24 protein-coding genes are annotated in these 21,732 nt (G+C 67.3%); 10 read left to right on the top strand and 14 right to left on the bottom strand.

Annotated features, from left to right (window positions below; translation table 11 throughout):
- Positions 1-60: 60 nt before the first annotated feature.
- The 5 genes from ASD42_RS20540 to ASD42_RS20520 are packed head-to-tail and all read left to right on the top strand — an operon-like array spanning position 61 to position 4,205.
- Positions 61-990 (top strand): DUF4129 domain-containing protein, encoded by a 930-nt coding sequence (locus ASD42_RS20540; RefSeq protein ID WP_056819359.1) that lies wholly within the window; start codon positions 61-63, stop codon positions 988-990.
- Entirely contained in the window at positions 987-1,481 is a 495-nt protein-coding gene (locus ASD42_RS20535; RefSeq protein ID WP_056818943.1) for a hypothetical protein, read from the top strand. Before ASD42_RS20540 ends, ASD42_RS20535 begins: the two co-directional genes overlap by 4 nt.
- A 17-nt stretch (positions 1,482-1,498) precedes the next feature.
- Entirely contained in the window at positions 1,499-2,461 is a 963-nt protein-coding gene (locus ASD42_RS20530; RefSeq protein WP_056818940.1) for an AAA family ATPase, read from the top strand.
- Complete coding sequence (locus ASD42_RS20525; RefSeq protein ID WP_056818939.1) at positions 2,458-3,732, top strand: DUF58 domain-containing protein; 1,275 nt, start codon at positions 2,458-2,460, stop codon at positions 3,730-3,732. The genes ASD42_RS20530 and ASD42_RS20525 overlap by 4 nt, the downstream gene beginning before the upstream one ends.
- Entirely contained in the window at positions 3,729-4,205 is a 477-nt protein-coding gene (locus tag ASD42_RS20520; RefSeq protein WP_056818937.1) for a hypothetical protein, read from the top strand. Before ASD42_RS20525 ends, ASD42_RS20520 begins: the two co-directional genes overlap by 4 nt.
- On the opposite strand, the gene ASD42_RS20515 is transcribed toward ASD42_RS20520, so the two are convergent.
- Together ASD42_RS20515 and ASD42_RS20510 are read right to left on the bottom strand one after the other, a co-directional pair.
- Entirely contained in the window at positions 4,189-5,040 is an 852-nt protein-coding gene (locus ASD42_RS20515; RefSeq protein ID WP_056818935.1) for a GNAT family N-acetyltransferase, read from the bottom strand. The genes ASD42_RS20520 and ASD42_RS20515 overlap by 17 nt on opposite strands.
- 46 nt (positions 5,041-5,086) lie before the next feature.
- Positions 5,087-5,434 carry a winged helix-turn-helix transcriptional regulator gene (locus ASD42_RS20510; protein ID WP_056818933.1) on the bottom strand — a complete coding sequence of 116 codons (348 nt, stop codon included), beginning with the start codon at positions 5,432-5,434 and terminating at the stop codon, positions 5,087-5,089.
- A gap of 70 nt (positions 5,435-5,504) precedes the next feature.
- On the opposite strand from ASD42_RS20510, the gene ASD42_RS20505 reads away from it, so the two are divergent.
- Positions 5,505-6,272, top strand: coding sequence for an SDR family oxidoreductase (locus ASD42_RS20505; RefSeq protein WP_056818931.1), 768 nt, complete (start codon positions 5,505-5,507; stop codon positions 6,270-6,272).
- A 66-nt stretch (positions 6,273-6,338) separates the two neighbouring features.
- On the opposite strand, the gene dmpG is transcribed toward ASD42_RS20505, so the two are convergent.
- From dmpG to ASD42_RS20490, 3 genes are read right to left on the bottom strand one after another with little or no spacing between them, the layout of a single operon-like run.
- A complete protein-coding gene (dmpG, locus tag ASD42_RS20500) occupies positions 6,339-7,394 on the bottom strand; it encodes a 4-hydroxy-2-oxovalerate aldolase (protein WP_056818929.1) in 1,056 nt (351 codons plus the stop codon).
- Positions 7,395-7,406: 12 nt separating this feature from the next.
- A complete protein-coding gene (locus ASD42_RS20495) occupies positions 7,407-8,312 on the bottom strand; it encodes an acetaldehyde dehydrogenase (acetylating) (RefSeq protein ID WP_056818927.1) in 906 nt (301 codons plus the stop codon).
- 23 nt (positions 8,313-8,335) lie between these two features.
- The gene (locus ASD42_RS20490) at positions 8,336-9,121 is read right to left on the bottom strand and encodes a 2-keto-4-pentenoate hydratase (RefSeq protein ID WP_056818926.1); all 786 of its coding nucleotides are present in this window, start codon (positions 9,119-9,121) and stop codon (positions 8,336-8,338) included.
- A gap of 172 nt (positions 9,122-9,293) precedes the next feature.
- On the opposite strand from ASD42_RS20490, the gene kstD reads away from it, so the two are divergent.
- Both kstD and ASD42_RS20480 read left to right on the top strand, forming a co-directional pair.
- On the top strand, positions 9,294-10,997 hold the full coding sequence (kstD, locus tag ASD42_RS20485) for a 3-oxosteroid 1-dehydrogenase (RefSeq protein WP_056818924.1): 1,704 nt from the start codon (positions 9,294-9,296) through the stop codon (positions 10,995-10,997).
- A gap of 185 nt (positions 10,998-11,182) precedes the next feature.
- Positions 11,183-12,043 carry a MaoC/PaaZ C-terminal domain-containing protein gene (locus ASD42_RS20480; RefSeq protein ID WP_056818922.1) on the top strand — a complete coding sequence of 287 codons (861 nt, stop codon included), beginning with the start codon at positions 11,183-11,185 and terminating at the stop codon, positions 12,041-12,043.
- A 55-nt stretch (positions 12,044-12,098) separates the two neighbouring features.
- On the opposite strand, the gene ASD42_RS20475 is transcribed toward ASD42_RS20480, so the two are convergent.
- From ASD42_RS20475 to hsaA, 5 genes are all read right to left on the bottom strand, one after another.
- Positions 12,099-12,476 (bottom strand): YdeI/OmpD-associated family protein, encoded by a 378-nt coding sequence (locus ASD42_RS20475; protein ID WP_056818920.1) that lies wholly within the window; start codon positions 12,474-12,476, stop codon positions 12,099-12,101.
- A 96-nt stretch (positions 12,477-12,572) separates the two neighbouring features.
- On the bottom strand, positions 12,573-13,148 hold the full coding sequence (hsaB, locus tag ASD42_RS20470; RefSeq protein WP_056818918.1) for a 3-hydroxy-9,10-secoandrosta-1,3,5(10)-triene-9,17-dione monooxygenase reductase subunit: 576 nt from the start codon (positions 13,146-13,148) through the stop codon (positions 12,573-12,575).
- 18 nt (positions 13,149-13,166) lie between these two features.
- Complete coding sequence (gene hsaC / locus ASD42_RS20465; RefSeq protein ID WP_056818916.1) at positions 13,167-14,072, bottom strand: iron-dependent extradiol dioxygenase HsaC; 906 nt, start codon at positions 14,070-14,072, stop codon at positions 13,167-13,169.
- A complete protein-coding gene (gene hsaD, locus ASD42_RS20460) occupies positions 14,072-14,941 on the bottom strand; it encodes a 4,5:9,10-diseco-3-hydroxy-5,9,17-trioxoandrosta-1(10),2-diene-4-oate hydrolase (protein ID WP_056818913.1) in 870 nt (289 codons plus the stop codon). The genes hsaC and hsaD overlap by 1 nt, the downstream gene beginning before the upstream one ends.
- A gap of 3 nt (positions 14,942-14,944) precedes the next feature.
- On the bottom strand, positions 14,945-16,108 hold the full coding sequence (hsaA, locus tag ASD42_RS20455) for a 3-hydroxy-9,10-secoandrosta-1,3,5(10)-triene-9,17-dione monooxygenase oxygenase subunit (RefSeq protein ID WP_056818912.1): 1,164 nt from the start codon (positions 16,106-16,108) through the stop codon (positions 14,945-14,947).
- A gap of 194 nt (positions 16,109-16,302) precedes the next feature.
- Here hsaA and ASD42_RS20450 point away from each other — a divergent pair, with 194 nt between their 5' ends.
- Positions 16,303-17,478 (top strand): Rieske 2Fe-2S domain-containing protein, encoded by a 1,176-nt coding sequence (locus ASD42_RS20450; RefSeq protein WP_056818910.1) that lies wholly within the window; start codon positions 16,303-16,305, stop codon positions 17,476-17,478.
- On the top strand, positions 17,478-17,858 hold the full coding sequence (locus ASD42_RS20445; protein WP_056818908.1) for a hypothetical protein: 381 nt from the start codon (positions 17,478-17,480) through the stop codon (positions 17,856-17,858). Before ASD42_RS20450 ends, ASD42_RS20445 begins: the two co-directional genes overlap by 1 nt.
- Here ASD42_RS20445 and ASD42_RS20440 read toward each other — a convergent pair whose 3' ends face one another.
- The 4 genes from ASD42_RS20440 to ASD42_RS20425 all read right to left on the bottom strand — a co-directional run bounded on the left by ASD42_RS20440 (position 17,859) and on the right by ASD42_RS20425 (position 21,673).
- Positions 17,859-18,608 (bottom strand): DUF427 domain-containing protein, encoded by a 750-nt coding sequence (locus ASD42_RS20440; RefSeq protein ID WP_056818907.1) that lies wholly within the window; start codon positions 18,606-18,608, stop codon positions 17,859-17,861.
- A gap of 168 nt (positions 18,609-18,776) precedes the next feature.
- On the bottom strand, positions 18,777-20,024 hold the full coding sequence (locus ASD42_RS20435; RefSeq protein WP_082843632.1) for an MFS transporter: 1,248 nt from the start codon (positions 20,022-20,024) through the stop codon (positions 18,777-18,779).
- A 16-nt stretch (positions 20,025-20,040) separates the two neighbouring features.
- Positions 20,041-20,493: a MarR family winged helix-turn-helix transcriptional regulator gene (locus ASD42_RS20430; protein WP_056818905.1), complete on the bottom strand. Its 453-nt coding sequence runs from the start codon at positions 20,491-20,493 to the stop codon at positions 20,041-20,043.
- A gap of 130 nt (positions 20,494-20,623) precedes the next feature.
- The gene (locus tag ASD42_RS20425; protein ID WP_056818903.1) at positions 20,624-21,673 is read right to left on the bottom strand and encodes an acyl-CoA dehydrogenase family protein; all 1,050 of its coding nucleotides are present in this window, start codon (positions 21,671-21,673) and stop codon (positions 20,624-20,626) included.
- Positions 21,674-21,732 lie beyond the last annotated feature (59 nt).

Below are 21,732 nucleotides of genomic sequence, written 5' to 3'. Positions count from 1 at the left end.
TGTAACTATGTGGCTGTTTTGTGCAGTCTCTCGGGGTTTGGTGGTACAGCTGTGATCGGGGTGAATCAGCCCATTACGCGGGCGATTGTCGTGATCGCACTGGTCGTCGCCGCGACGATCGCGTTGCAGGGCAGTCTGCCCGGCGCCGGGTCGAACTCGACCGGCGCTCCTTCGCCGCTGCTCGTCGCCGTGATGCCGGTCTTGCTGCTGGTCTCGATCGTCATCCTGGTGGCTGGCGTGATCGCCAGCCAGCATCGACTGCCGCTGGCGATGCCGGAAGCCGAACGCGACGCCATGCCGCGCATCCAGTGGCGCAGGATGGCGCTGCTGGTCCCGATCGCCGTGGCCACAGTCGCGCTGATCTTCGCCGGTGGCGTCACCGCGCTGTTCCTGCTGCCCGGCGCCCGCCCGATGCGCCCGGCCGCCGAAACGCTGGCCGAGGGCTCCGGCCCAGTCCCCACCACCGACACCCATGCCGCGGACCCCACGACCGGACCCACGGAACTCACCGGCACCGCCCTGGTGATCGCGGCGATCCTGGCCATCGTGCTGATCGTGGTCGCGCTGGTCGGTCTGGTCGTCGTCGCCGTGGCCGCGCGCCGCGAACCGGCCCCTGCCGCGCCCGTCGAGAACGAACCGACCGCCAGTGAAGTCGATTCGCTCACGCGCGCCGCCGAAATGGGCCTGGCCGCGATGAACGCCCCGGGTCAGGACCCGCGTACCGCCATCATCGCCTGTTATGTGGCGATGGAGCGCGGCCTGTCCAGCGACCTCGCCGCCCGCCCGCTGGCCTCCGACACCCCGATGGAAGTGCTGGCCAGGGCCTTCGAAAGCGGTGTGCTGCACGATGCTTCGGCCCGTGAGCTGGTCGCGCTGTTCGAGGAGGCGCGGTTCAGCCCGCACTCGATGCTCGAATGGCAGCGCATGCGCGCCGAACAACTGCTGCGCATCGTGCTCACCGACCTGCAACGCCGGCTGGTGACGGCGTGAATCGGACCTCGGTGATCGTCACGGCCGTACTCGCGGTCGCTGTGATCGAAGTGGCGTTGGTGCGTCTGGATCGTGACTCGGTGCTGCTCGCGGTCGCCATACCGGTGGCCGCGGCGCTCGCGATGCTGGTCTGGTCGCTGCGCCACCGCGTGATCCGCGAGGAACCGCTCACCGAATACATCGACAACGGTCCCGCCGAGATGCTCGTTCGCTGGCACGCGCGCGCCGAGATGCTCACCGCTCGTGCCGACGGCACCCGTGCCGACTGGGACCGACACCTGCGGCCCCTGCTCGCCAAGGAATTCGAGCTGTCGACTGGGCTGAGGGTTTCCAAGAATCGCCGGGCCACCGAGGCCGCCGGTCAGCTGCAGTTCGGACCTGAACTGTGGCGCTGGGTGGATCCGGCGAACTCCGCGCTGCGCGATCAAACCGGACGCGCACCGGGTAAAGAGGCGCTGGATGAGATCCTGCGCCGTTTGCAGACGATGTGAGGGGTTAGAGGCCACCGATGACAATGCCGTTGAACGTGACCGTCCAGCGCTCCGATGCCGTACTGCGTGAGCTGGGCCGTGTCGTGGTCGGCAAGCGAGATGAGATGCAGCTCATCATGATTGCCGTGCTGGCCGGAGGGCACGTACTCATCGAGGACCTGCCAGGCCTCGGAAAGACCTTGATCGCGCGGTCTTTCGCGGCCGCGCTCGGACTCGACTTCACCCGCGTGCAGTTCACGCCGGATTTACTGCCCGCCGACCTGCTGGGTTCGACGATCTACGACATGGCGTCGGGCCGGTTCAACTTCCGTCGCGGTCCGGTCTTCACCAATGTGCTGCTCGCCGACGAGATCAACCGCACTCCGCCCAAGACCCAGGCCGCCCTGCTCGAGGCCATGGCCGAGGGGCAGGTGAGCATCGACGGCGAGACCTTCCTGCTCCCACAGCCGTTCGTGGTGCTGGCCACCGACAACCCGATCGAGTACGAGGGCACCTACCCGCTGCCCGAGGCCCAACTCGACCGCTTCGCCATCCAGCTGCGCCTCGGCTACCTCTCCGAGGCCGACGAGACGCAGATGATCCGGCGCAGGCTCGAACGTGGTTCCACCGCGCCGCAGGTGGGCCAGGTCGTCGACGCGCAGGGTCTGATGGAGATGCGTCAGTCGGTCGAGTTCGTCACCGTGCACCCCGACGTGGTGAGCTACGTCGTGGCGCTGGCCTCGGCTACCCGCAGCCATCCCCAGGTGGAGGTCGGCGCCAGCCCGCGTGCCGAACTCGATCTGGTGCAGATGTCACGGGCGAGGGCCCTGCTGCTCGGGCGCGACTACGTGATCCCCGAAGACGTGAAAGCGCTGGCGGTGGCGGCGATGTCGCACCGCATCACCCTGCGCCCCGAGATGTGGGTCCGCCGCATTCGCGGTGAGGACGTCATCACCGAACTACTCCGCCGGCTACCGGTGCCCCGCGCCACGAGCACATGAAGCATCGCGACGAATCCAGAACGGTCGAGGTCGACCTCCGGTGGCGGCCCGCGCCGCTGGTGTTCATCCTGGCCGGTTGCGCGGCAGCGGCACTGGTCGTCGCGGTGCTGCTCGGGCAGTGGCAGCTGGTCGTCTTCGCCGCGCCGATGCTCGGTGTGCTCGCCACCGCGCCGTGGCAGCAGGCGCCGACCAGGGTCCAGGTCGACGGCAGCGGCACCGTGCGCTGTTTCGAGAACGAGGTGATCGGTTGCAGTGCTGTCGCTTTCGTCGAAAGCGGGCACGCACTGCTACGGATGACAGCCCTGCCGCTGCCCGGCCTGGAACTCGAGGTCGAGGAAGCCCACGATTCCGGCGGTGCGCCCGCGGGCATGCGACTCGGGCTCTCCGCCACCCGTTGGGGACGGTATCCGGTGCAGGTGAAGGTGTCCGCGCTGAGCCCGGCCGGGCTGGCGGTCGCGACGACCGAGCTGCCCGCGGCCAAACTCTACGTCTACCCCATCGCTGATCCGCAGCGAATGCGCTTGCCGCGCACCGAACTTCCCGACCGCATCGGCACCCACCTGACCCGCAGACACGGTCCTGGTGTCGAATACGCCGACATCCGCGCCTACACGCCGGGCGATCAGCTGCGCGCTGTGAACTGGCCGGTGAGCGCGCGGCGCGGCAGGCTCTACGTCACCCAGCGGTTCACCAACCGCTCCGCCGACGTGGTCGTCATGGTCGACACCTCGCTCCAGGCGCCGGGTCCGGCCAGCGCCTCGCTGGAACTCTCGGTGCGCGGCGCGGCGCAAGTGGTGCAGTCGACGCTGCAATCCGGCGACCGCACCGCCGTGGTGTGCCTCGGCGAAGCGCCTCGCTGGCTGCGCCCCGATATCGGACGCAGGCAGTTCTATCGCATCGTCGACACCGTCCTCGGCGTCGGTGACGAACACGTCGAGACCACCGGCACCCTCGCGCCCCACGCCGCCGTTCCGATCGGCGCGATCGTGGTCGCCTTCTCCACCCTGCTCGACACGCAGTTCGCGCTGGCCCTGATCGACCTGCGTAAACGCGGCCACGTGGTCGTCGCGGTCGACGTCTTGCGCGGCACTCCCTTCGCGGACGGCCTCGACCCCACCATGGCCAAGATGTGGCAGCTCGAGCGCGCCTCGATGTACCGGGATATGGGCACCGTCGGCGTCGACATCATCCCCTGGCCCGAAGACACCCGCCTCGATCAAGCCATGCGCCTGCTCCCCGAACACCGCCGAGCAGTACGGGTACGCCGATGACGAGATTCCTTGCCCTCCTGGCCGGCCTGCTGCTGGTCGCCGCGGTCGCGCTGATCAACCCCGTCGCCGGCGTGCCCGCGCTGGCGCTGATCATCGCGAGCTGGTGGTGGCGCCCGGCCTCGGTCGGCGCGGTGCTGATCACCATCGCCGCGCTGGCCGTCTCCGATGTCGGCGTCATAGCCTCGGCGGCAACAGGTTTGGTCGCGACCACCTACTTGCTGAACGCCGCCGTCCTGCACGCCCCCGAAGGAGTGGTCCCCACCACCATCCCCTCGGTCGGCGGCGCGGTTCTGTTCACGATCGCCGCGGCTACCGCGGCCTGGGTCCCCGTCCAACTGATCTGGGCCCCCTTGGCCGCGCCCATCCTCATCGTCGCGATCTACGCCCTGCTGGTGAGCGGCCTGTCGGCCAAGGGGCCGACCGTCGAAGAGATCCGCGTCGAGGAGGACTCGGGCCTCAAGCGGGGTCTTTGACAAGCACCGCTCGGGTGTAGAGCAGCGCGAAGCCTTGGGCCTGGGAGTTCTTCTGGGATTTCGATCCCGGCTCGGTGGTGACGACCGCGAGGTCGCAGTCGGCCGCGGCCGCGGCGCCGAGGCGGGTCGAGAGCAACGCTGTCTGGACGCCTTGTCGACGGTGCTCGGGCAGGGTCGCCGCCCCGGCGAGCGCGGCGATGCCGTCGGACATGCGGAGGCTGGCGCCGCCGGCCGGAATGCCGTCTCGGTAGGCGAGGTAGCGGTGAGTGTCGCCGGTGGCGGCGAGGTCTCGGATGACAGCGGCGAGGATGTCGCGGGGGAACTCTTCGTGGGTGGGTAGACCGTCGTCGGGGTGGGCGAAGCCGCCGACGACGGTATCGAGCCAGGTATCGAACCCGTTCTCGTCATCGCGACGCACCTCGACCGACCGCGATGTCGGCCAGGCGCGTCCCCGCGGACGCAGACCGAGCACGTTCTCGAACGAGGCCAACCGATACCCACGAGCGGTCAGGTCGGCCCCGATCCGTGGGTCGGCGAGATGCGCCAGTTCCACCTGGACCGGTGCCCCCACCTCGGTATAAGCCTGTTCGACCGCCTCCCACTGCGCCACCGTCGGCACCCCGGCGAAGCCGACTCCGACCACCTTGTTCAGCGGGGATCCGGGCCCCGCGAAACATGCCGCGCCACCGGCGATCTCGTGAGCGAACCCGGTGAACTCCGCCTTCCCCCGACGAAGCCCCGTGCTCACCCCGCCGGAGATGGCATCGGTCTCCATCCGCTCGATCCGGGCAGCCATGCCGGTATCGCAGAACAATGTCGCCGTATCCTCGCTCATCAGCCAGTTATATCGCCGCTGTCCAGCGGTTTTTGCGATCAGTGGACTAACGGTCGGGACGCCACGGGATTCGGCCGTTGCCGTCGCCGGAGGACGTCCGGTTCTCGGACCAGTCCCATAGGGGTTGCAGGGATTCGGCGAGGAGGGCGCCCTCGGTGGTGAGTTCGTAGGCGCCGCGTTGGCCGTTCTTGCGGATCAGTGCCGCGGACTGGAGCTGCTGGAGTCGGTCCGAGAGCATGCTCGACGAGCAATTGCCCATGCGTCGGCGGATGTCGAGGAAGCCGAGGGGGCCGGGCTCCAGTTCCCAGATCACGCGCAGCATCCAGCGCTGGCCGAGTAGGTCGATCGCGGCCAGGATCGCTTGCGAGGGCTCGTCGCCGGTTGCGCTTCTCATTCAGAAGCACGATAGTTGCTTCTGAATCAGAAGCATGATGGCCGGTCGGGGATGGACGAGGAGATCGACGATGGATTCGACAGTGCGGCGGGATCAGCGGATCGTGCTGGTCACCGGGGCTTCGCGGGGGATCGGGGCGGAGGCGGCGGCGCAGTTCGGCGCGGCGGGGGCGCATGTCGTCGTGAACTTTCGGGAGAAGCGCAAGCGGGCCCAGGACGTCGTGGACGCGATCGTGGCCACGGGTGGGAGCGCTTCGGTGCTCGGCGCCGATGTCTCCGATCCGGCGGCTGTCGAGACGATGGTCGCGGAGGTCGGCCGGACCTTCGGGCGGCTGGACACCCTGGTGCTCAACGCATCCGGCGGGCTCGAACGGGATGCCGATCCCGGGTACGCCCTCCGGCTCAACCGGGACGCGCAGGTGAACCTGGCCACGGCGATGCTGCCGCTGATGCCGGAGGGTGGCCGGATCGTGTTCGTCACCAGCCATCAGGCGCACTTCATCCACGAGAACGACGATGTGCCACCGGGTTACACGCCGATAGCGCGCAGCAAGCGGGCAGGCGAGGATGCGCTACGAGCGCTGATCCCCGAATTCCGGGAGCGCGGAGTCGGTTTCACGGTGGTGTCCGGCGACATGATCGACGGGACGATCATCGTCCGCCTGCTGGAACGGCGCGATCCGGGCAGTGTCGAGTCCCGCCGCGCGGCAGGCCCGTTGCCCACCGTCGAGGACTTCGCGCGCGTGATCGTTCGGGCAGGCACCGAAGCGGTCGCCGACGGCCACACGTACTTCGTCGGCGGCGACGACTATCTTGCCGCCGGTGCGCTCACGCGGTGAAAAACGTTGTGGGCCTGCAACGCCGAACGGCGTGACCCGGGGGTCACGCCGTCAGGAGGGTCCGCATCAGGCCGAGGCGGTAACCGAAGCTTCGCGCTGGAGTTCCAGGGCGATATCGATGAGCTGGTCTTCCTGGCCGCCGACGAGCTTGCGCTTGCCTGCGCGGACGAGCATTTCGGCGGCGGAGACACCGTAGCGTTCGGCCTGGCGTTCGGCATGGCGCAGGAAGCTGGAATAGACACCCGCGTAGCCCATCATCAGCGCCTGACGGTCGAGCAGGCATTCCGACGGCATCGCCGGGCGAACCACGTCCTCGGCGGCGTCGGTGACGGCGAAGAAGTCGACGCCGGTCTTGATACCGAGCTTGTCGCAGACGCCGATGAAGGCTTCGACCGGCAGATTGCCCGCGCCCGCGCCGAAGCGGCGAGCCGAGCCGTCGATCTGGGTGGCGCCCGCGCGCACGGCGTAGACCGAGTTCGCCACGGCGAGGCCGAGGTTCTCGTGGCCGTGGAAGCCGACCTGGGCGTCGTCGCCGAGTTCGGCGACCAGGGCCGAGACGCGGTCGGAGACCTGCTCGAGGACGAGCGCGCCCGCGGAATCGACGACGTAGACGCACTGGCAGCCCGCGTCGGCCATGATGCGGGCCTGCGCGGCCAGGTTCTCCGGCGTGGTGGAGTGGGCCATCATGAGGAAGCCGACGGTTTCGAGGCCGAGGTCGCGGGCGTAGCCGAAGTGCTGGATGGAGACGTCGGCTTCGGTGCAGTGGGTGGCGATCCGGCAGATGGACGCGCCGTTGTCCTGGGAGATCTTGATGTCTTCCTTGACGCCGACGCCGGGCAGCATGAGGAAGGCGATCTTGGCCTGCTTGGCGGTTTCCGCGGCAGCCTTGATCAGTTCCTGCTCCGGGGTTTTCGAGAAACCGTAGTTGAACGAGGAACCGGCCAGGCCGTCACCGTGCGTCACCTCGATGACCGGGACACCCGAACCATCAAGGGCAGCAACGATATCGCGCACCTCGGCCACGGTGAACTGGTGACGCTTGTGGTGCGAGCCGTCACGCAGCGAGGTGTCGGTGACACGCACATCGAGTTCGCCCGAGAAGGGCTTGAGGATATTGCTCATGGTCGAAACTCCTTACACCCGAGCCGAGATGATCTGGTCGGCCAGCACGTCACCCACGCGGGTGGCGGCGGCGGTCATGATGTCGAGGTTGCCCGCGTACGGCGGCAGGAAGTCGCCCGCACCCTCGACCTCGACGAAGATCGACACCTTCGCCAAGCCGCCGGACACCAGCGACGGTTCGTCGAACTGCGGGTCGTTGAGCAGCCGGTAGCCGGGCACGTACTCCTGAATGGACTTCTCCATCCGGAAGATCGACTCCGAGATCGCGTCGCGATCGGCATCCTCGGGGATGGCGCAGAAGATGGTGTCGCGCATGATCATCGGCGGCTCGGCCGGGTTCAGGATGATGATGGCCTTACCGCGTTCGGCGCCGCCGATGGTCTCCACACCCTTGGAGGTGGTCTTGGTGAACTCGTCGATGTTCGCGCGCGTACCCGGACCGGCCGACACCGAGGACACCGAGGCCACGATCTCGGCGTAGGACACCGGGACAACCCGCGAGACCGCGTTGACCATCGGAATCGTGGCCTGGCCACCGCAGGTGATCATGTTGACGTTCGCCGCGTCCCGCAGCGAATCCAGATTCACCGGGGGGATCACGGCCGGGCCGACGGCGGCCGGGGTGAGGTCTACGGCGCGGATACCCGCGGCCTCGTATTTCGGCGCGTACGCGCGGTGCACGTAGGCGGAGGTGGCCTCGAACAGCAGATCCGGCTTCTCGTCGAGGGCGAGCAGCCAGTCCGCGCCCTCGGCGGAGGTTTCCAGACCCAGCCCGCGTGCCCGCTTCAGCCCCTCCGAATCCGGGTCGATGCCGATCATCCAGCGCGGCTCGATCTTGTCCGAGCGCAGCAGCTTGTAGAGCAGATCGGTGCTGATGTTGCCGGACCCCACGATCGCGGCGGTGACTTTGCTGGTCACGGTGTTCTCCTAGGAAGTCTGGTTCAGCTGAAACGCAAACGGACGGAACCGAGTCCGGTGAACTCGGCGAGGAAGTCGTCACCGGGGCGGGCGTCGATGGCGCGGGTGCAGGAACCGGGTAGCACGATGTCGCCCTTCTTCAACCGCACCCCGAAGGTCGCGACCTTGCGCGCCAGCCACGCGACGGCGATCACCGGATCGCCCAGCACCGCGTCGCTGCGGCCCTCGGCGATGACCTCGCCGTTGCGGGTGAGCACGGCGTCGATTGCCTTGATGTCGATGTCGCCGGGTGCGACGCGTTCTTTGCCGAGCACCCATCCGGCCGAGGAGGCGTTGTCGGCGATGGTGTCGGTCAGGCCGATCTTCCAGTCGTTGATGCGCGAGTCGATGAGTTCGATCGAGGGCGCGTACGCGACGGTCGCGGCCAGCACGTCGGCCTCGGTGCAGTCCTCGCCGGGCAGGTCGGCGCCGAGCACGAATCCGACCTCGACCTCCACGCGCGGCAGCAGGAACTTCGAGGTGTCGACGGGGACGTCCTCGTAGACCTCCATGTCGGCGAGCAGGTGACCGTAATCGGGCTCGTCGACGCCCATCATCTCCTGCATCGCCTTCGACGACAGCCCCACCTTGTGCCCGACGACCTTCGCGCCGGACCGGAGCCGCCGCTGGATGTTGAGCAGCTGGATCTCGTAGGCGTCGACCACATCGATATCGGGGAACCGGTCGACGAGCGGCAACACGGCGACACGCTCGTCTTCGGCGCGGGCCAGTTCGTCGGCGAGATGGGTTCGTACCGCGTCAGGCAGCACGCGGACCTCCTTGGCAGCACGGTCGGAAGGATCTAGACGTCAAAACTGTAACCGGTTTTCCAGTCCAGCATCAGCCGTTCACCTGACAATACAACGCTACATCTGGTGATTTCTGCAACATGTTCTACTGAGTTCTATTTTTATCTGTCCAACGACCGGACCCTTCTATAACGTGTTCTACATGAGTGATCGGGAATACGATGTCGTGGTCGTCGGTAGCGGCGCCGCCGGGATGACCGCCGCCCTCGCGGCGGCGCACAAGGGACTGAGCGTTGTGCTGCTGGAGAAGGCCGCGCACTACGGTGGGTCGACGGCCCGATCCGGTGGTGGCGTCTGGATTCCGGGCAACAAGGCGTTGCTCGCCGCGGGCCGCCCCGACGACCGCGAGGACGCGCGCACCTACCTGCACAGCATCATCGGCGACGTGGTGCCCGCCGAGAAGATCGATACCTACCTCGATCGCGGCGCCGAGGCGTTCGACTTCGTCCTCGACCACACCCCGCTGAAGATGAAGTGGGTTCCCGGCTACTCCGACTACTACCCCGAGGCCCCAGGCGGCCTCGGTCAGGGGCGTTCGTGCGAACCGACGCCGTTCAACGGCAAGGTGCTCGGCGCGGAACTGGTCAACCTGGAACCGCCCTACGCCAAGGCGCCGCTGAACGTGGTCGTCATGCAGGCCGACTTCGTGCGGCTCAACCTGATCCGCCGTCATCCCAAGGGCGCGATGCGGGCGCTGCGCGTCGGCGCGCGCACCTACCTGGCCAAGTGGACCGGCAAGCATCTGCTCGGCATGGGGCAGGCCATCATCGCCGCCATGCGCAAGGGCCTGCTCGACGCGGGCGTGCCGGTGCTGCTCAACACCCCGCTCACCGATCTGGTGGTCACCGACGGCAAGGTCACCGGGGTCAAGGCCACCGTCGACGGCGAACCGGTCACCTTCACCGCGCGCTACGGCGTGGTGCTCGGCGCAGGCGGGTTCGAACACAATGCCGACATGCGGGCCAAGTACCAGCGTCAGCCGATAACCACTGAGTGGACAACCGGTGCCGCGGCCAACACCGGCGATGGCATCGTCGCGGGTATGGCAGCGGGTGCGACGGTCGGTTTCATGGAGGACGCCTGGTGGGGTCCGACGATCTTCAAGGGCGGCAAGCCCTGGTTCGCGCTGGCCGAGCGCAATCTGCCCGGCACCATCATGGTCAACGACCGGGGGGAGCGGTTCGGCAACGAGTCGGCGCCCTACGTCGAGGCGGTGCACACCATGTACGGCGGTGAGTACGGCCAGGGCGCGGGTCCCGGCGAGAACGTGCCGTCCTGGCTGGTGTTCGACCAGCGCTACCGCAACCGCTACATCTTCGCGGGCCTGCAACCGGGCCAGCGCTTTCCGTCGCGCTGGATGGAGAACGACTACATCGTCAAGGCCGACACGATCCAGGAGCTGGCCGAGCGCATCGGCGTGCCCGTCGACAACCTGACCTCGACGATCGAGCGGTTCAACGGCTTCGCCGCCGCGGGCAAGGACGAGGACTTCGGTCGCGGCAACAGCCACTACGACCGCTACTACGGCGACCCGACCGTGAAGCCGAACCCGTGCCTGGCCGAACTGTCGCAGGGCCCGTTCTACGCGGCGAAGATGGTGCCCGGCGACCTCGGCACCAAGGGCGGACTCGTCACCGATACCGCCGCACGTGTACTGCGCGAAGACGATTCCGTCATCGACGGCCTCTACGCCGCGGGCAACACCAGTTCGCCGGTGATGGGCCACACCTACGCGGGCCCCGGCGCCACCATCGGCCCCGCGATCACCTTCGCCTACCTGGCGGTGCTCGACATCGTCGCCAGGAAGACGGCCGAATCCGCGAAGACGAACGCATGAGCGTCAGCCCGACGATCACGATCGGCTATCTGGCGGTCCTCGACGTGTCGGCGACCGAGCCGGCGGACGAGGCCGACGCATGATCGGAGGTGGCGTGTTCGTGCGATCGAGTGCGCGCTCATGCCACCTCCGCAGTGCCCCGAACGAGCCATTCACACTGTTCAGCAGACATGCAGGAGTAACCGATGCCCATTGATCTAGCGACCGCGCTCGGCGCGACACTGCCTGCGCGCGAGTTCAGTTGGACGCCCACCGACGTGCAGCTCTATCACCTGGGCCTCGGCGCCGGGGCGCGTCCGACCGACCCGGCCGAGCTGGCCTACCTCGACGATCGCGCACCCCAGGTGCTGCCGACGTTCGCGACGGTGGCGCCGACCCTCGGTGAAACCGAGCCGCCGCGAGTGAGCTTCCCCGGGATCGAGATCGACCTGGCCAAGGTCGTGCACGGTCACCAGGAAGTGGAGGTGCACAAGCCGATTCCCGCCACCGGCAAGGCGGTTTCGGTCGGCCGGATCGCCGAGATCTGGGACAAGGGCGCCAACGCGGTGATCGTGCAGGAGCACACCGTCACCGGGTCCGACGGTGAACCGCTGTGGACCGTGCGGTCCTCCATCTTCGCCAAGGGCGAGGGCGGCTTCGGCGGCGAGCGCGGCCCGAGCACCCGCACCGAACTGCCGGATCGGGCCCCCGACGCGGAACTGCTCACCCCGACCTTGCCGCAGCAGGCCCTGCTGTACCGCCTCTCCGGCGACCGCAACCCGCTGCACTCGGATCCCGAATTCGCTCGTGGCGCAGGCTTTCCCGCCCCGATCCTGCACGGCCTGTCCACCTACGGCACCGTCTGCAAAGCCCTCACCGACGCCCTGCTCGACAGTGACGCGGGTCGGGTCGGCGGTTTCCGGGCCAAGTTCGCCGGCGTGCTCTACCCGGGCGAGACCCTGCGCACCAAGGTGTGGCGCGAGGGCGACCAGTTGATCGCGGTCGTCACCGTGGTCGAACGAGACGACGCTCCCGTCCTCAGCGACGTCGTCTTGCGTATCGCCTGATCTGGACCACTGATCACCAGGTCGCCGGAGCGTGAGAACTCCGGTGGCCTGGTGATCATTTTTCGAGCGCGGTGATCGCTTGGGCGATGCGGCCGTCGGCGCAAGCCGATTCGATGGCCGCGAACCCGGCCGACCGCATCCGCCCCGCGGCGATGAGGGCTTCGGCCTTGGCGACGTTGACCTGCGACCAAGGGCTCCGTGCTCGACGCGGCGAGTATCGCTGCAGGTAGTGATGGGCGTCGAGGCTGCGGCGATGGCTGTCGATCCAGCCGTAGCAGAGCGCGCCGTCCAGGGTTTCGCTGATCGTCACCGAGGGCTCGGGTGCGCCCTTCTTCGCGATTCGCACCCAGACCTCACCTGCGGACGAGTGGTGGGCCGACAGCCACGCTTCCCAAGCGTTCGCGTCCGTGCAGATGAGGTATTCGATGGTCATAGAACCATCATCCGAGGCAAAGTGCTCAATGAATGAGCACTTAAAAACAGAAAAACGGGCGCTGCCGCACTTTGTGTGCGGCAGCGCCCGTTGAGCTCACAACCAGGTGTCGAGACTGGTGGTGGTGAGGAAGTGGTCCAGGTCCGCACGCCAAGGGGCGGGAGTGGTCTTGTCCGGCTCGATGCCGGTGTACTGGCCGCGGTAGAACAGCAGCGGACGACCGCCGGTGGTGGCCGATTCCGCGAGCGCGTGGACCCGGCCGATCACGATGTAGTGGTCGCCGCCGTCGACGACGGAGTCGACCGTGCATTCGATGGTGGCCAGCGAATCATCGATCACCGGAACGCCGAGTTCGGAGGTGTGCCAGGCGACGCCGGCGAACTTGTCGGTCTCCCGCGAGCCGAAACGCGCGCACGTGGGCTGCTGTTCCTCGGAGAGCACGTTCACGCAGAACCTGCCCGCCGCCTCGATCGCCGCCCACGACCGCGACCCCTTGGTGGGGCAGAACAGTACAAGGGGCGGGTCGAGGGAGAGCGCGGCGAAGGACTGGCAGGCGAACCCGATGGGCGCACCGTCCGGATCGAGCGCGGTGATGACGGTGATGCCGGTGCAGAACTGTCCCAGCACAGTGCGGAACTGCCGGCCGTCGATAGCCGGTCTCTGTTCAGTCATGTCCTTCGCCGCCGTTTCCTATTGCTGCCGAAATCCGACAGTGAAATCGTGACCCCACAGGCTGACCGCGGTCGATTCGCGGGCAATCCATTCATGGTCGTCGACTTCCAGTCCTTCACAACCGAATTCGATGTCGAATCCGCCGGGAGTCTTCATGTAGAAGGACAGCATCTTGTCGTTGATGTGCCGACCGAGCGTGGCCGACATCTTCACCTTCTTGCGGATGGCGCGGTCCAGGCAGAGGCCGACGTCGTCGGAGTTCTCCACCTCGACCATGAGGTGCACGATGCCGGTCGGATTCGGCAGCGGCAGGAACGCCAGCGCGTGGTGGCGCGGGTTGCAGCCGTAGAACCGCAGCCAGGCCGGGTCGCCGTCGGCGGGACGGCCCACCATCTGCGGCGGCAGGCGCATGGAGTCGCGCAGCCGGAAGCCGAGGATGTCCTGGTAGAACGCCTGCGCCGCGGCATCGTCGGTGCAGGTCAGCACCACGTGGCCCAGACCCTGCTCGGCGGTGACGAACTTGTGGCCGTAGGGGCTCACGAAGCGGCGGCCCAGGTACTGCGCGCCGTAGAACGCCTCGAGGGTGTTCCCGGACGGATCCTGGAACCGGATCATGCCCTCGACGCGGCGCTCACCCAGCTCTTCCTTGGTGCCCTCGGTGAAGGCGACCCCGGCCTTGCTCAGGGTCTCGCGCAGCTGCTGCAGACCGGGCGCGTCGGTGACCTCCCAGCCCGAGACCAGCAGCCGGTCCTGCTCGCCGGGAACGATCACCAGTCGCGCGGCGAAATCGTCCATGCGCAGATAGAGCGCGTCGGGATTCAGCCCGGTGCCCTCCATCATGCCGAGAACCTTGAGGCCGTACTCGCGCCAGGCCGCCATGTCGGTGGCCTCGATGCGCATGTAGCCCAGGGCGCGAATGCTCATTACTTCTCCCCGAGGAAATCGACCGTGAGCCGGTTGAACTCGTCGAACTTCTCCAGCTGTGCCCAGTGCCCGCAGCCACCGAACACGTGCAGCTGGACGCGCGGGATCACCTTGGTGGCTACGAGCGCGCCGTCGAGGGGGTTCACCCGATCTTCGCGACCCCAGATCAACAGCACCGGCTGACGCAGCTTGTACGCGTCACGCCACAGCATGCCCTTCTCGAAGTCGGCGCCGGCGAAGGACTTGCCCATCGCCTTCATCGCGGCCAGCGATTCGGGGGTGTTGGCGAGCGCGAACCGCTCGTCGATGAGCTCCTCGGTCACCAGGGACTGGTCGAAGACCATGATCCGCAGGAACTTCTCCAGGTTGTCCCTGGTCGGTTCGTAGGTGAACCGCGAGAGCAGCTTCACGCCCTCGGTGGGGTCGGGCGCGAACAGGTTGGTGCTCAATCCGCCCGGACCCATCAGCACGAGCTTGCCCGCGCGGGTGGGGTGGTCGAGCGCGAACCGCACCGAGGCGCCGCCGCCGAGGGAGTTGCCGAGCAGGTGCACCCGGTCGGTGATCTCCAGGTGATCGAGCAGCGCGAGCAGTGCGTTGGAGCTGTGCACGAAGTACTGCGGGTGGTCGATCGGCTTGTCGGACTTGCCGTAACCCGGCTGATCGGGCGCGATCACGTGATAGTGCTCGGCCAGTACCGGGATGTTGCGGGCGAAGTTCGACCACGCCGAGGCGCCGGGTCCACCACCGTGCAGCAGCACGATCGTCGGCCCGTTGCCCACCCCGGCTTCGTGGTAGTGCAGCTTCAGATCGGGGGTGACCTGCGCGAAGCGTGAGGTCGATTCGTAGGTCAGTTCAGCGGTCTGGGTCATCGGCTACACCATGGCGTCGGTGACGGGCAGCCCGAACTCGTGCGTGCCGTACATGACGTAGGCGCGCTCGGGATCGTTGGCCGCGTGCACCCGTCCGGCGTGCGCGTCACGCCAGAAGCGCTGCAGCGGGGTGCCGTTGGCGAGCGCGGTCGCGCCGGAGGACTCGAAGAGCTTGTCGATCGAGGCGATCACGCGGCCGGTGGAACGCACCTGGTCGCGCCGGGCGCGCACGCGCAGATCGAACGGCACTTCCTCGCCCGCCAGCAGCAGTGCGTACTCCTCGGCGACATTGCCCGAGAGCTGACGCCACGCGGCGTCGATGTCGCTGGCCGCCTCGGCGACGCGCACCTTGGCGAACGGATCGTCCTTGGCGTTCTCGCCGGCGTAGGCCGCGCGCACGCGCTTGCCCTGGTGCTCGACGTGCGCCTCGTAGGCGCCGTAGCCCATGCCGACGATCGGCGTGGAGATGGTGGTGGGGTGGATGGTGCCCCACGGCATCTTGAAGACGGGGTCGGTGTTCTGTTCGAGGCCGGGCGCGCGGCCCTCGCTCATGGCGCGGAAGCTCAGGAAGCGGTGCGACGGGACGAAGACATCCTCGACGACCACGGTGTTGGAGCCGGTGCCACGCAGACCGACGACGTTCCAGACGTCATCGATGCGGTAGTCCGAGCGGGGGATCAGGAAGCTGCCGAAGTCGACCGGCTTGCCGTTCTTGATCACCGGACCGCCGAGGACCGCCCAGGTGGCGTGATCGGAACCCGAGGACCAGGCCCACGAGCCGCGCACGATGTAGCCACCGTCGACGGCCTGTCCCGCACCCATCGGCGCGTACGACGACGAGATGCGCACATCGGTGTCCTCGCCCCAGACGTCCTGCTGGGCCTGCTGATCGAACAGCGCGAGGTGCCAGTTGTGCACGCCGATGATGCCCGCGACCCAGCCGGTGGAGCCGCACGCGCTGGCGATCTTGCGCACGGTGTCGTAGAAGACCACCGGATCGGCGGCGTGGCCGCCCCACTGCTTGGGCTGGAGCAGCCGGAAGAAACCGGTCTCCTGCAGCGCCTTCATGGATTCTTCGGGGATGCGGCGCAGGTCCTCGGCCTCCTGCGCGCGCTCACGCAGCGTCGGCAGCAGTGCCTCGACCCGTTCGGTCACTTCTTGCGTCATTTCGGAGCCCGCTCCTGCCTGTGTCGGATCGACAACCGGTTCTATTCGTCTCTGAGATTAGAACAGGTTCTCGTTTCTGTCGAGAAGATCGCCCTACCTCGGATATAACAGGAGTCAACAGAGAAGTTCGCTGGATAACTAGCGTGAAGTGGCTCAGTTTTGTAACGTGTTCTAGTGAACGAGGAGGGTTCGGGATGGCGATCAACCCCAAGGTGAGGGAACTCGACGTCGGTGCACCGCCGACGAGGTTCGCACGCGGCTGGCATTGTGTCGGTCTCGCGGCGACGTTCCGCGACGGCAAACCGCACGCGGTCGAGATCTTCGGTACCAAGCTCGTCGTGTGGACCGATACCGACGACCAGATCCGCGTGCTCGATGCCTACTGCAGGCATATGGGCGGCGATCTGAGCATGGGCACGGTGAAGGGCGACGACATCGCCTGCCCGTTCCACGACTGGCGCTGGGGCGCGAGCGGAAAGTGCACCGCGATTCCGTACGCGCGCCGCGTTCCGCCGCTGGCCCGCACCAGGAAGTGGACCACGCTCGAGCGCAACGGTCAGCTCTACATCTGGCACGATCACGAGGGCAACGAACCGCCCTCGGAGGTTACGATCCCGTATATCGAGGGTCCGTACACCGACGAACAGGGCAATTCGACCGAGACCCACAACAGCGGCTGGACCGACTGGACGTGGGACTCGTTGCTGATCGAGGGCGCCAACTGCCGCGAGATCATCGACAACGTCGTGGACATGGCGCACTTCTTCTACATCCACTACGCCTTCCCGACGTTCTTCAAGAACGTCTTCGAAGGGCATGTGGCGACGCAGTTCCTGGAGACCAAGGGTCGTCCCGACGTCGGCATGGCCGCCAAGCACGGCGGTGACACGCTGCTGAAGTCGGAGGCGTCCTACTTCGGACCGTCCTACATGATCAATCCGCTGGTGAACATCTACAGCGGGTACGAGATCAAGGTCCAGCTGATCAACTGCCACTACCCGGTCAGCCAGGATTCGTTCGTGCTGCAGTGGGGCCTGAGCGTCGAGAAGCCCAAGGGTCTGCCCGACGAGGCCGCGAAGAAGCTGGCCGACACGATGGCCAAGTTCTTCGGCGACGGCTTCCTGCAGGACGTGGAGATCTGGAAGCACAAGTCCAAGGTCGAGAACCCGCTGCTCTGCGAGGAGGACGGCCCGGTCTACCAGCTGCGCCGTTGGTACGACCAGTTCTACGTCGACGTCGCCGACGTCACCGAGAAGATGACCCAGCGCTTCGAATTCGAGGTCGATACGACCAAGGCGAATCAGGCGTGGGAGGCCGAGGTGGCGGAGAACCTGCGCCGCAAGGCCGAGTCCGAGGAAGCGGGCGTGTGATGAGTTCCAGGTCGGGCGAGCCGCAAAGGTCCGGCGATCCGTCGCGGCCCGCTCCGACCTGGGCCAAGGCACCCGATTTCGCTGATCAGCCCGTGCGACGGGCCGCAGTGCAGGCGCAAACCGTGGTCGACAAACAGCACTACCTCGACTCGGGCATGACGCCACTGCGGTGCCAGACGTGTTCGGCGCAGGTGCTGGTGCGCAAGGCGAGCGCGCACCAGACCTCGGTGCAGTGGACCGACCGGCCCGACGCGCACTGCCCGATCTTCGCGCAGTTGACCGCGCACGGTGCGCGGCCGGGTCGGCCGGAATCGTGCCCGTCACTGGAGAAGTCGATCAAGTGGGCGGTCGATGAGGGCGTCCTCGAGGTCGGCGAATAGTCAGCTGAACGGTGTGCGCGGGCGATCCTGTCGCACACCGTCCAGGTAGATGTCGACTTTCTCGTTGTAGAAGCACGCCAACCCGGCCACCTTCTGGCTCTCCGGCAGCGGCGTGCGATAGATCCAGACGACGTCCGGGTGCTCGGTGTCGCCGACCCGGACATTCCAGTAGTCCGCGGTGCCCTTGTACGGGCAGCTGGTGTGGGTGTCGGACGCGGTCAGCAGATCCATCCGGACATCGGTCAGCGGCAGGTAATACCGTGCGGGCAAACCGGTTTCGAACAGAATGCGCGGCGAGTGCGAGTCCGCCACGGTGACCCCGTCGATCTCCACCCGCACGTGTCGCGAGCTGCCGAGGATGTCCACGCGCGAATACGGATCGCGGGGATGGACGAACACCTGCTCGTCTTCCTCGAACCAATCGAACGCGGCGATATCCAGTCGCACAGCGTCTTTCAGTTCCGTGAGCGGTGAGTCGAGGTAGCGCAGCGCCGCACCCTCGGCCCGCATGCCCTCGACCGCCACGTCGTATCCGGTCGCGTCGCCGCGGCTGGGGGAGTGCTCGGTGATCCCGTTCGGGTCCAGGTCGGCGCGCACGTCGGTGAGCGGCACGTAGTAGGTCGGGTAATACGGGACTTCCCAGACCAGCAGCGGCCGCAAAGTGTCGGCCACCAGCTTCCCGCGCAGATAGACCCGTACTCGCTTCTGTCCGGTCTCAACCTTGACAAGTCCACGCCGGTCCTCGGTCATGCACCGACGCTACCTGAATTCGAACCCGAACCCCGACCCCTAGGGAGGGGCGGCCGTCCCGTCGATCAGGTGCCGTTGCGTAGGCGACGAAGGAGCAAGCAACGGTGCCTGATCGACGGGACCGGAGGGGCCGCGAACTCGAGCGCGCAAGCGCTCCAGCAAACACCGTCAATCGCCGACGGTGATGGCCTGTGCCTCCTCGACGGAGTGCGGGGCCGGGTCGTGATCGTCGATGTGGGCCAGCGCGCCGCGCCCGAGGAACAGCACCGCGACCGCGGCGGCGGTGAATGCCGCGCCGAGCCAGAACGGCAGCGACATATTGTGCTCACCGAGCTTGCCCGCCACCCACGGCGCCGCCGCGCCGCCACCGAATCGCACGAAGCTGTAGGCCGCCGACGCGGTCGAGCGCTCGACCGGCGCCGAGATCATCACGGCCTCGGTGATCAGCGTGTTGTTCACGCCGAGGAAAGCGCCGGCGATCACGACGCCGACGATCAGCACGATCTTGTGCTCGGTGAACATCCCCATCACGGCCAGATCGATCGCGAACAGGGCCAGCGACAGGGCCATCATCGGCAGCGAACCGAAGCGCGCCTGCAGTTTCGGGGCGAGGAACACCGAGGACAGGGCGAGCAGGATGCCCCAGCCGCAGAAGATGAAGCCGATCGCGTAGGTGCCCATGTCCAGCGGGAACGGGGTGAACGCGAGCAGGGTGAAGAAGCCGAAGTTGTAGAGCAGCGCGGTGATGCTGACGGTCAGCAATCCCTTGTGCCGCAATGCCTTGAACGGCGCGGTGATCGAGGTCGGATGCGCCGGTTTCGGCATCTCGGGCAGCAGCACGATGATCGCGATGAAGGCGACGGCCATCAGCACCGACACTCCGAAGAACGGTCCACGCCAGCTGATGCCACCGAGCACGCCGCCCAGCAGCGGGCCGGTCGCGATGCCGATGCCGAGCGCGGCCTCGTAGAGGATGATCGCCTTGGCGACGCCGCCGGTGGCCGCGCCGACAATGGTGGCCAGCGCCGTCGCGATGAACAGGGCGTTGCCGAGGCCCCAGCCCGCGCGGAAACCGATGATCTCGCCGATGCTGCCGGACAGGCCGGCCAGCGCGGCGAACACGATGATGATCGCCAGCCCGGACAGCAACGTCTTCTTCGCGCCGAAGCGGCTCGAGATCACGCCGGTGACCAACATGGCGACACCGGTCACGGCCATGTAGCTGGTGAACAGCAGCGACACCTGGGACGGCGTCGCGTTCAGCTGTTCGCCGATCGGCTTGAGAATGGGATCCACGAGGCCGATACCCATGAACGCGATCACGCTCGCGAAGGCGACGGCCCAGACAGCCTTGGGCTGGCCGGATGGGGAAGTGGCTGCGGCAGTGTTGTCGCGAGTCAACTGGGGGATGCTCACTGGCGCTCCTGTTGCTTCACTGATGACCGCGGGCAACCGAGCGGAGGGCTGTCAGCAGGTCGTTCATATCGGTATCGAGACGGATCAGCCGGTCGAGGTCGAAATCGGCGAGTCCGGGCGCCATGGCGGCGGCGAACGCGCGTCTGGCCTCGGTGAGTCGGGACCGGCCGGCCGGGGTGAGCTCGACGAGCGCTGCCCGGGAATCGCGCGGGTCCTTGGTGCGGGTGGCGAATCCGTCGGTGACGAGTCGACCGATCAGCGCCGTTGCCGCCGGTTGGGAGCATCTGTCGATCCGAGCGAAATCGCTCACCCGCAGACCGCCGTGCTCGTCGAGCACGGCCAGGGCCCGCAGGGCCGCGCGGGGCAGATCGTCGTTGCTGATCGCCCCGGCCAGTCGGGTGAGCCGACCAGCAGTGACCAACAGGTCGACCACGATGTCGTCCGCGGATGGCTGCGGTGTCTGCTTCACGGGATTTAATATTACATAAGCTAACTATCTAAATCCAGTGCGGATTCGACCCCCGGGCCGGTGAAATGGCGCACAGCATGCCGAAAGCCCTGGCCGCGGGACTGCGGCCAGGGCTTTCGGGGAATGTCGGTTAGGCCGCGACCGGGCGCTTGCCGGTGCCGAACAGCTCGGCGGTGGCATGGGCCCGCTTGAAGTAGAGGTGGGCGTCGTGCTCCCAGGTGATGGCGATGCCGCCGTGCAGCTGGATGGTCTCGGCCGCCACCGTGGAGAAGGTCTCGGTGCAGTGTTTGCGTGCGACCCAGGCATCCTCAGCGGCCGACGAGCTGTTCTCGGCGACTGCCTGGGCAGCGGCCAGCGCCGCCGATTCGGCCGACTCGACCAGCACGTACATATCGGCCATCCGGTGCTTGAGCGCCTGGAAGCTGCCGATCGGGCGTCCGAACTGCACGCGCGATGCCGTGTACTCGACCGTCATCTCGAGGCAGTGCCTTGCCGCCCCGACCTGCTCGGCAGCCAGCGCCGCCCAGGCGATTTCGCGCAACCGGCGGCGCAGCGTCGCGGGGTCGCCGGTGCCGATCCGGGTGGCGGGGGCATCGGTGAAGGTGATGGTGGCGAGCTTGCGCGTGGGGTCGAGCGCGGGGGTCGCGGTGATGACAACGCCGGGAGCGTCGGCTGTCGTCTCGAACAGCCCGTCGTCGGTCAGTACCAACAGCAGGTCGGCCTGCGCCCCGTGCAGCACGTAATGGGCCGCGCCGCTGAGCTTCCCCTCGGTCACGACGACGCCGAGCGAATCCCAGCCGTTGGCATCGGCCCAGCACAGGGCCGCCGTGCGCGACCCGTCGGCCAGATCGGGCAAGAGTCGGGCGCAGGATGGTTCGTCGTCGGCCAGCAAGATCGCCTGCACCCCGAGCACCGCCGAACCGAGCATCGGCACCCCACTCAGCGTCCGTCCCAACTCGCCGACCACCATGAGTGATTCGACGAGGCCTGCCCCCGCGCCACCCCACTCCTCCGGCACCGCGAGCGCGGCCACACCGACCTGCTCGCACAGCATTCGCCACAACTTCGGGTCGTACCCGAGGTCGGTGTCCATCGCGGTACGCAGCGCGGCCGACGTCGCGTGCTTGCCGAGCAGGGCCCGCACGGAGGTCCGGAATTCGAGTAGTTCATTCGATGACATGGAGTTCCTCGTAAGGCTCGGTGATGGCGCGGTGTGCGGCCTGGGTCGGCGGTGGCATC

It is taken from the genome of Nocardia sp. Root136 (genome assembly GCF_001427185.1).
Lineage (GTDB): Bacteria > Actinomycetota > Actinomycetes > Mycobacteriales > Mycobacteriaceae > Nocardia > Nocardia salmonicida.
Note: the sequence above shows the minus strand (reverse complement) of the source record. Positions and strands in the feature narration are given on the sequence as shown.

Excerpts from the sequence above, each read along its gene's own strand:
- ASD42_RS20530 (WP_056818940.1), top strand. The coding sequence starts at position 1,499 with ATGACAATGCCGTTGAACGTGACCGTCCAGCGCTCCGATGCCGTACTG.
- ASD42_RS20525 (WP_056818939.1), top strand. The coding sequence starts at position 2,458 with ATGAAGCATCGCGACGAATCCAGAACGGTCGAGGTCGACCTCCGGTGG.
- ASD42_RS20520 (WP_056818937.1), top strand. The coding sequence starts at position 3,729 with ATGACGAGATTCCTTGCCCTCCTGGCCGGCCTGCTGCTGGTCGCCGCG.
- ASD42_RS20515 (WP_056818935.1), bottom strand. The coding sequence starts at position 5,040 with ATGAGCGAGGATACGGCGACATTGTTCTGCGATACCGGCATGGCTGCC.
- ASD42_RS20510 (WP_056818933.1), bottom strand. The coding sequence starts at position 5,434 with ATGAGAAGCGCAACCGGCGACGAGCCCTCGCAAGCGATCCTGGCCGCG.
- ASD42_RS20505 (WP_056818931.1), top strand. The coding sequence starts at position 5,505 with ATGGATTCGACAGTGCGGCGGGATCAGCGGATCGTGCTGGTCACCGGG.
- dmpG (WP_056818929.1), bottom strand. The coding sequence starts at position 7,394 with ATGAGCAATATCCTCAAGCCCTTCTCGGGCGAACTCGATGTGCGTGTC.
- ASD42_RS20480 (WP_056818922.1), top strand. The coding sequence starts at position 11,183 with ATGCCCATTGATCTAGCGACCGCGCTCGGCGCGACACTGCCTGCGCGC.
- ASD42_RS20475 (WP_056818920.1), bottom strand. The coding sequence starts at position 12,476 with ATGACCATCGAATACCTCATCTGCACGGACGCGAACGCTTGGGAAGCG.
- hsaB (WP_056818918.1), bottom strand. The coding sequence starts at position 13,148 with ATGACTGAACAGAGACCGGCTATCGACGGCCGGCAGTTCCGCACTGTG.
- hsaC (WP_056818916.1), bottom strand. The coding sequence starts at position 14,072 with ATGAGCATTCGCGCCCTGGGCTACATGCGCATCGAGGCCACCGACATG.
- hsaD (WP_056818913.1), bottom strand. The coding sequence starts at position 14,941 with ATGACCCAGACCGCTGAACTGACCTACGAATCGACCTCACGCTTCGCG.
- hsaA (WP_056818912.1), bottom strand. The coding sequence starts at position 16,108 with ATGACGCAAGAAGTGACCGAACGGGTCGAGGCACTGCTGCCGACGCTG.
- ASD42_RS20450 (WP_056818910.1), top strand. The coding sequence starts at position 16,303 with ATGGCGATCAACCCCAAGGTGAGGGAACTCGACGTCGGTGCACCGCCG.
- ASD42_RS20445 (WP_056818908.1), top strand. The coding sequence starts at position 17,478 with ATGAGTTCCAGGTCGGGCGAGCCGCAAAGGTCCGGCGATCCGTCGCGG.
- ASD42_RS20440 (WP_056818907.1), bottom strand. The coding sequence starts at position 18,608 with ATGACCGAGGACCGGCGTGGACTTGTCAAGGTTGAGACCGGACAGAAG.
- ASD42_RS20425 (WP_056818903.1), bottom strand. The coding sequence starts at position 21,673 with ATGTCATCGAATGAACTACTCGAATTCCGGACCTCCGTGCGGGCCCTG.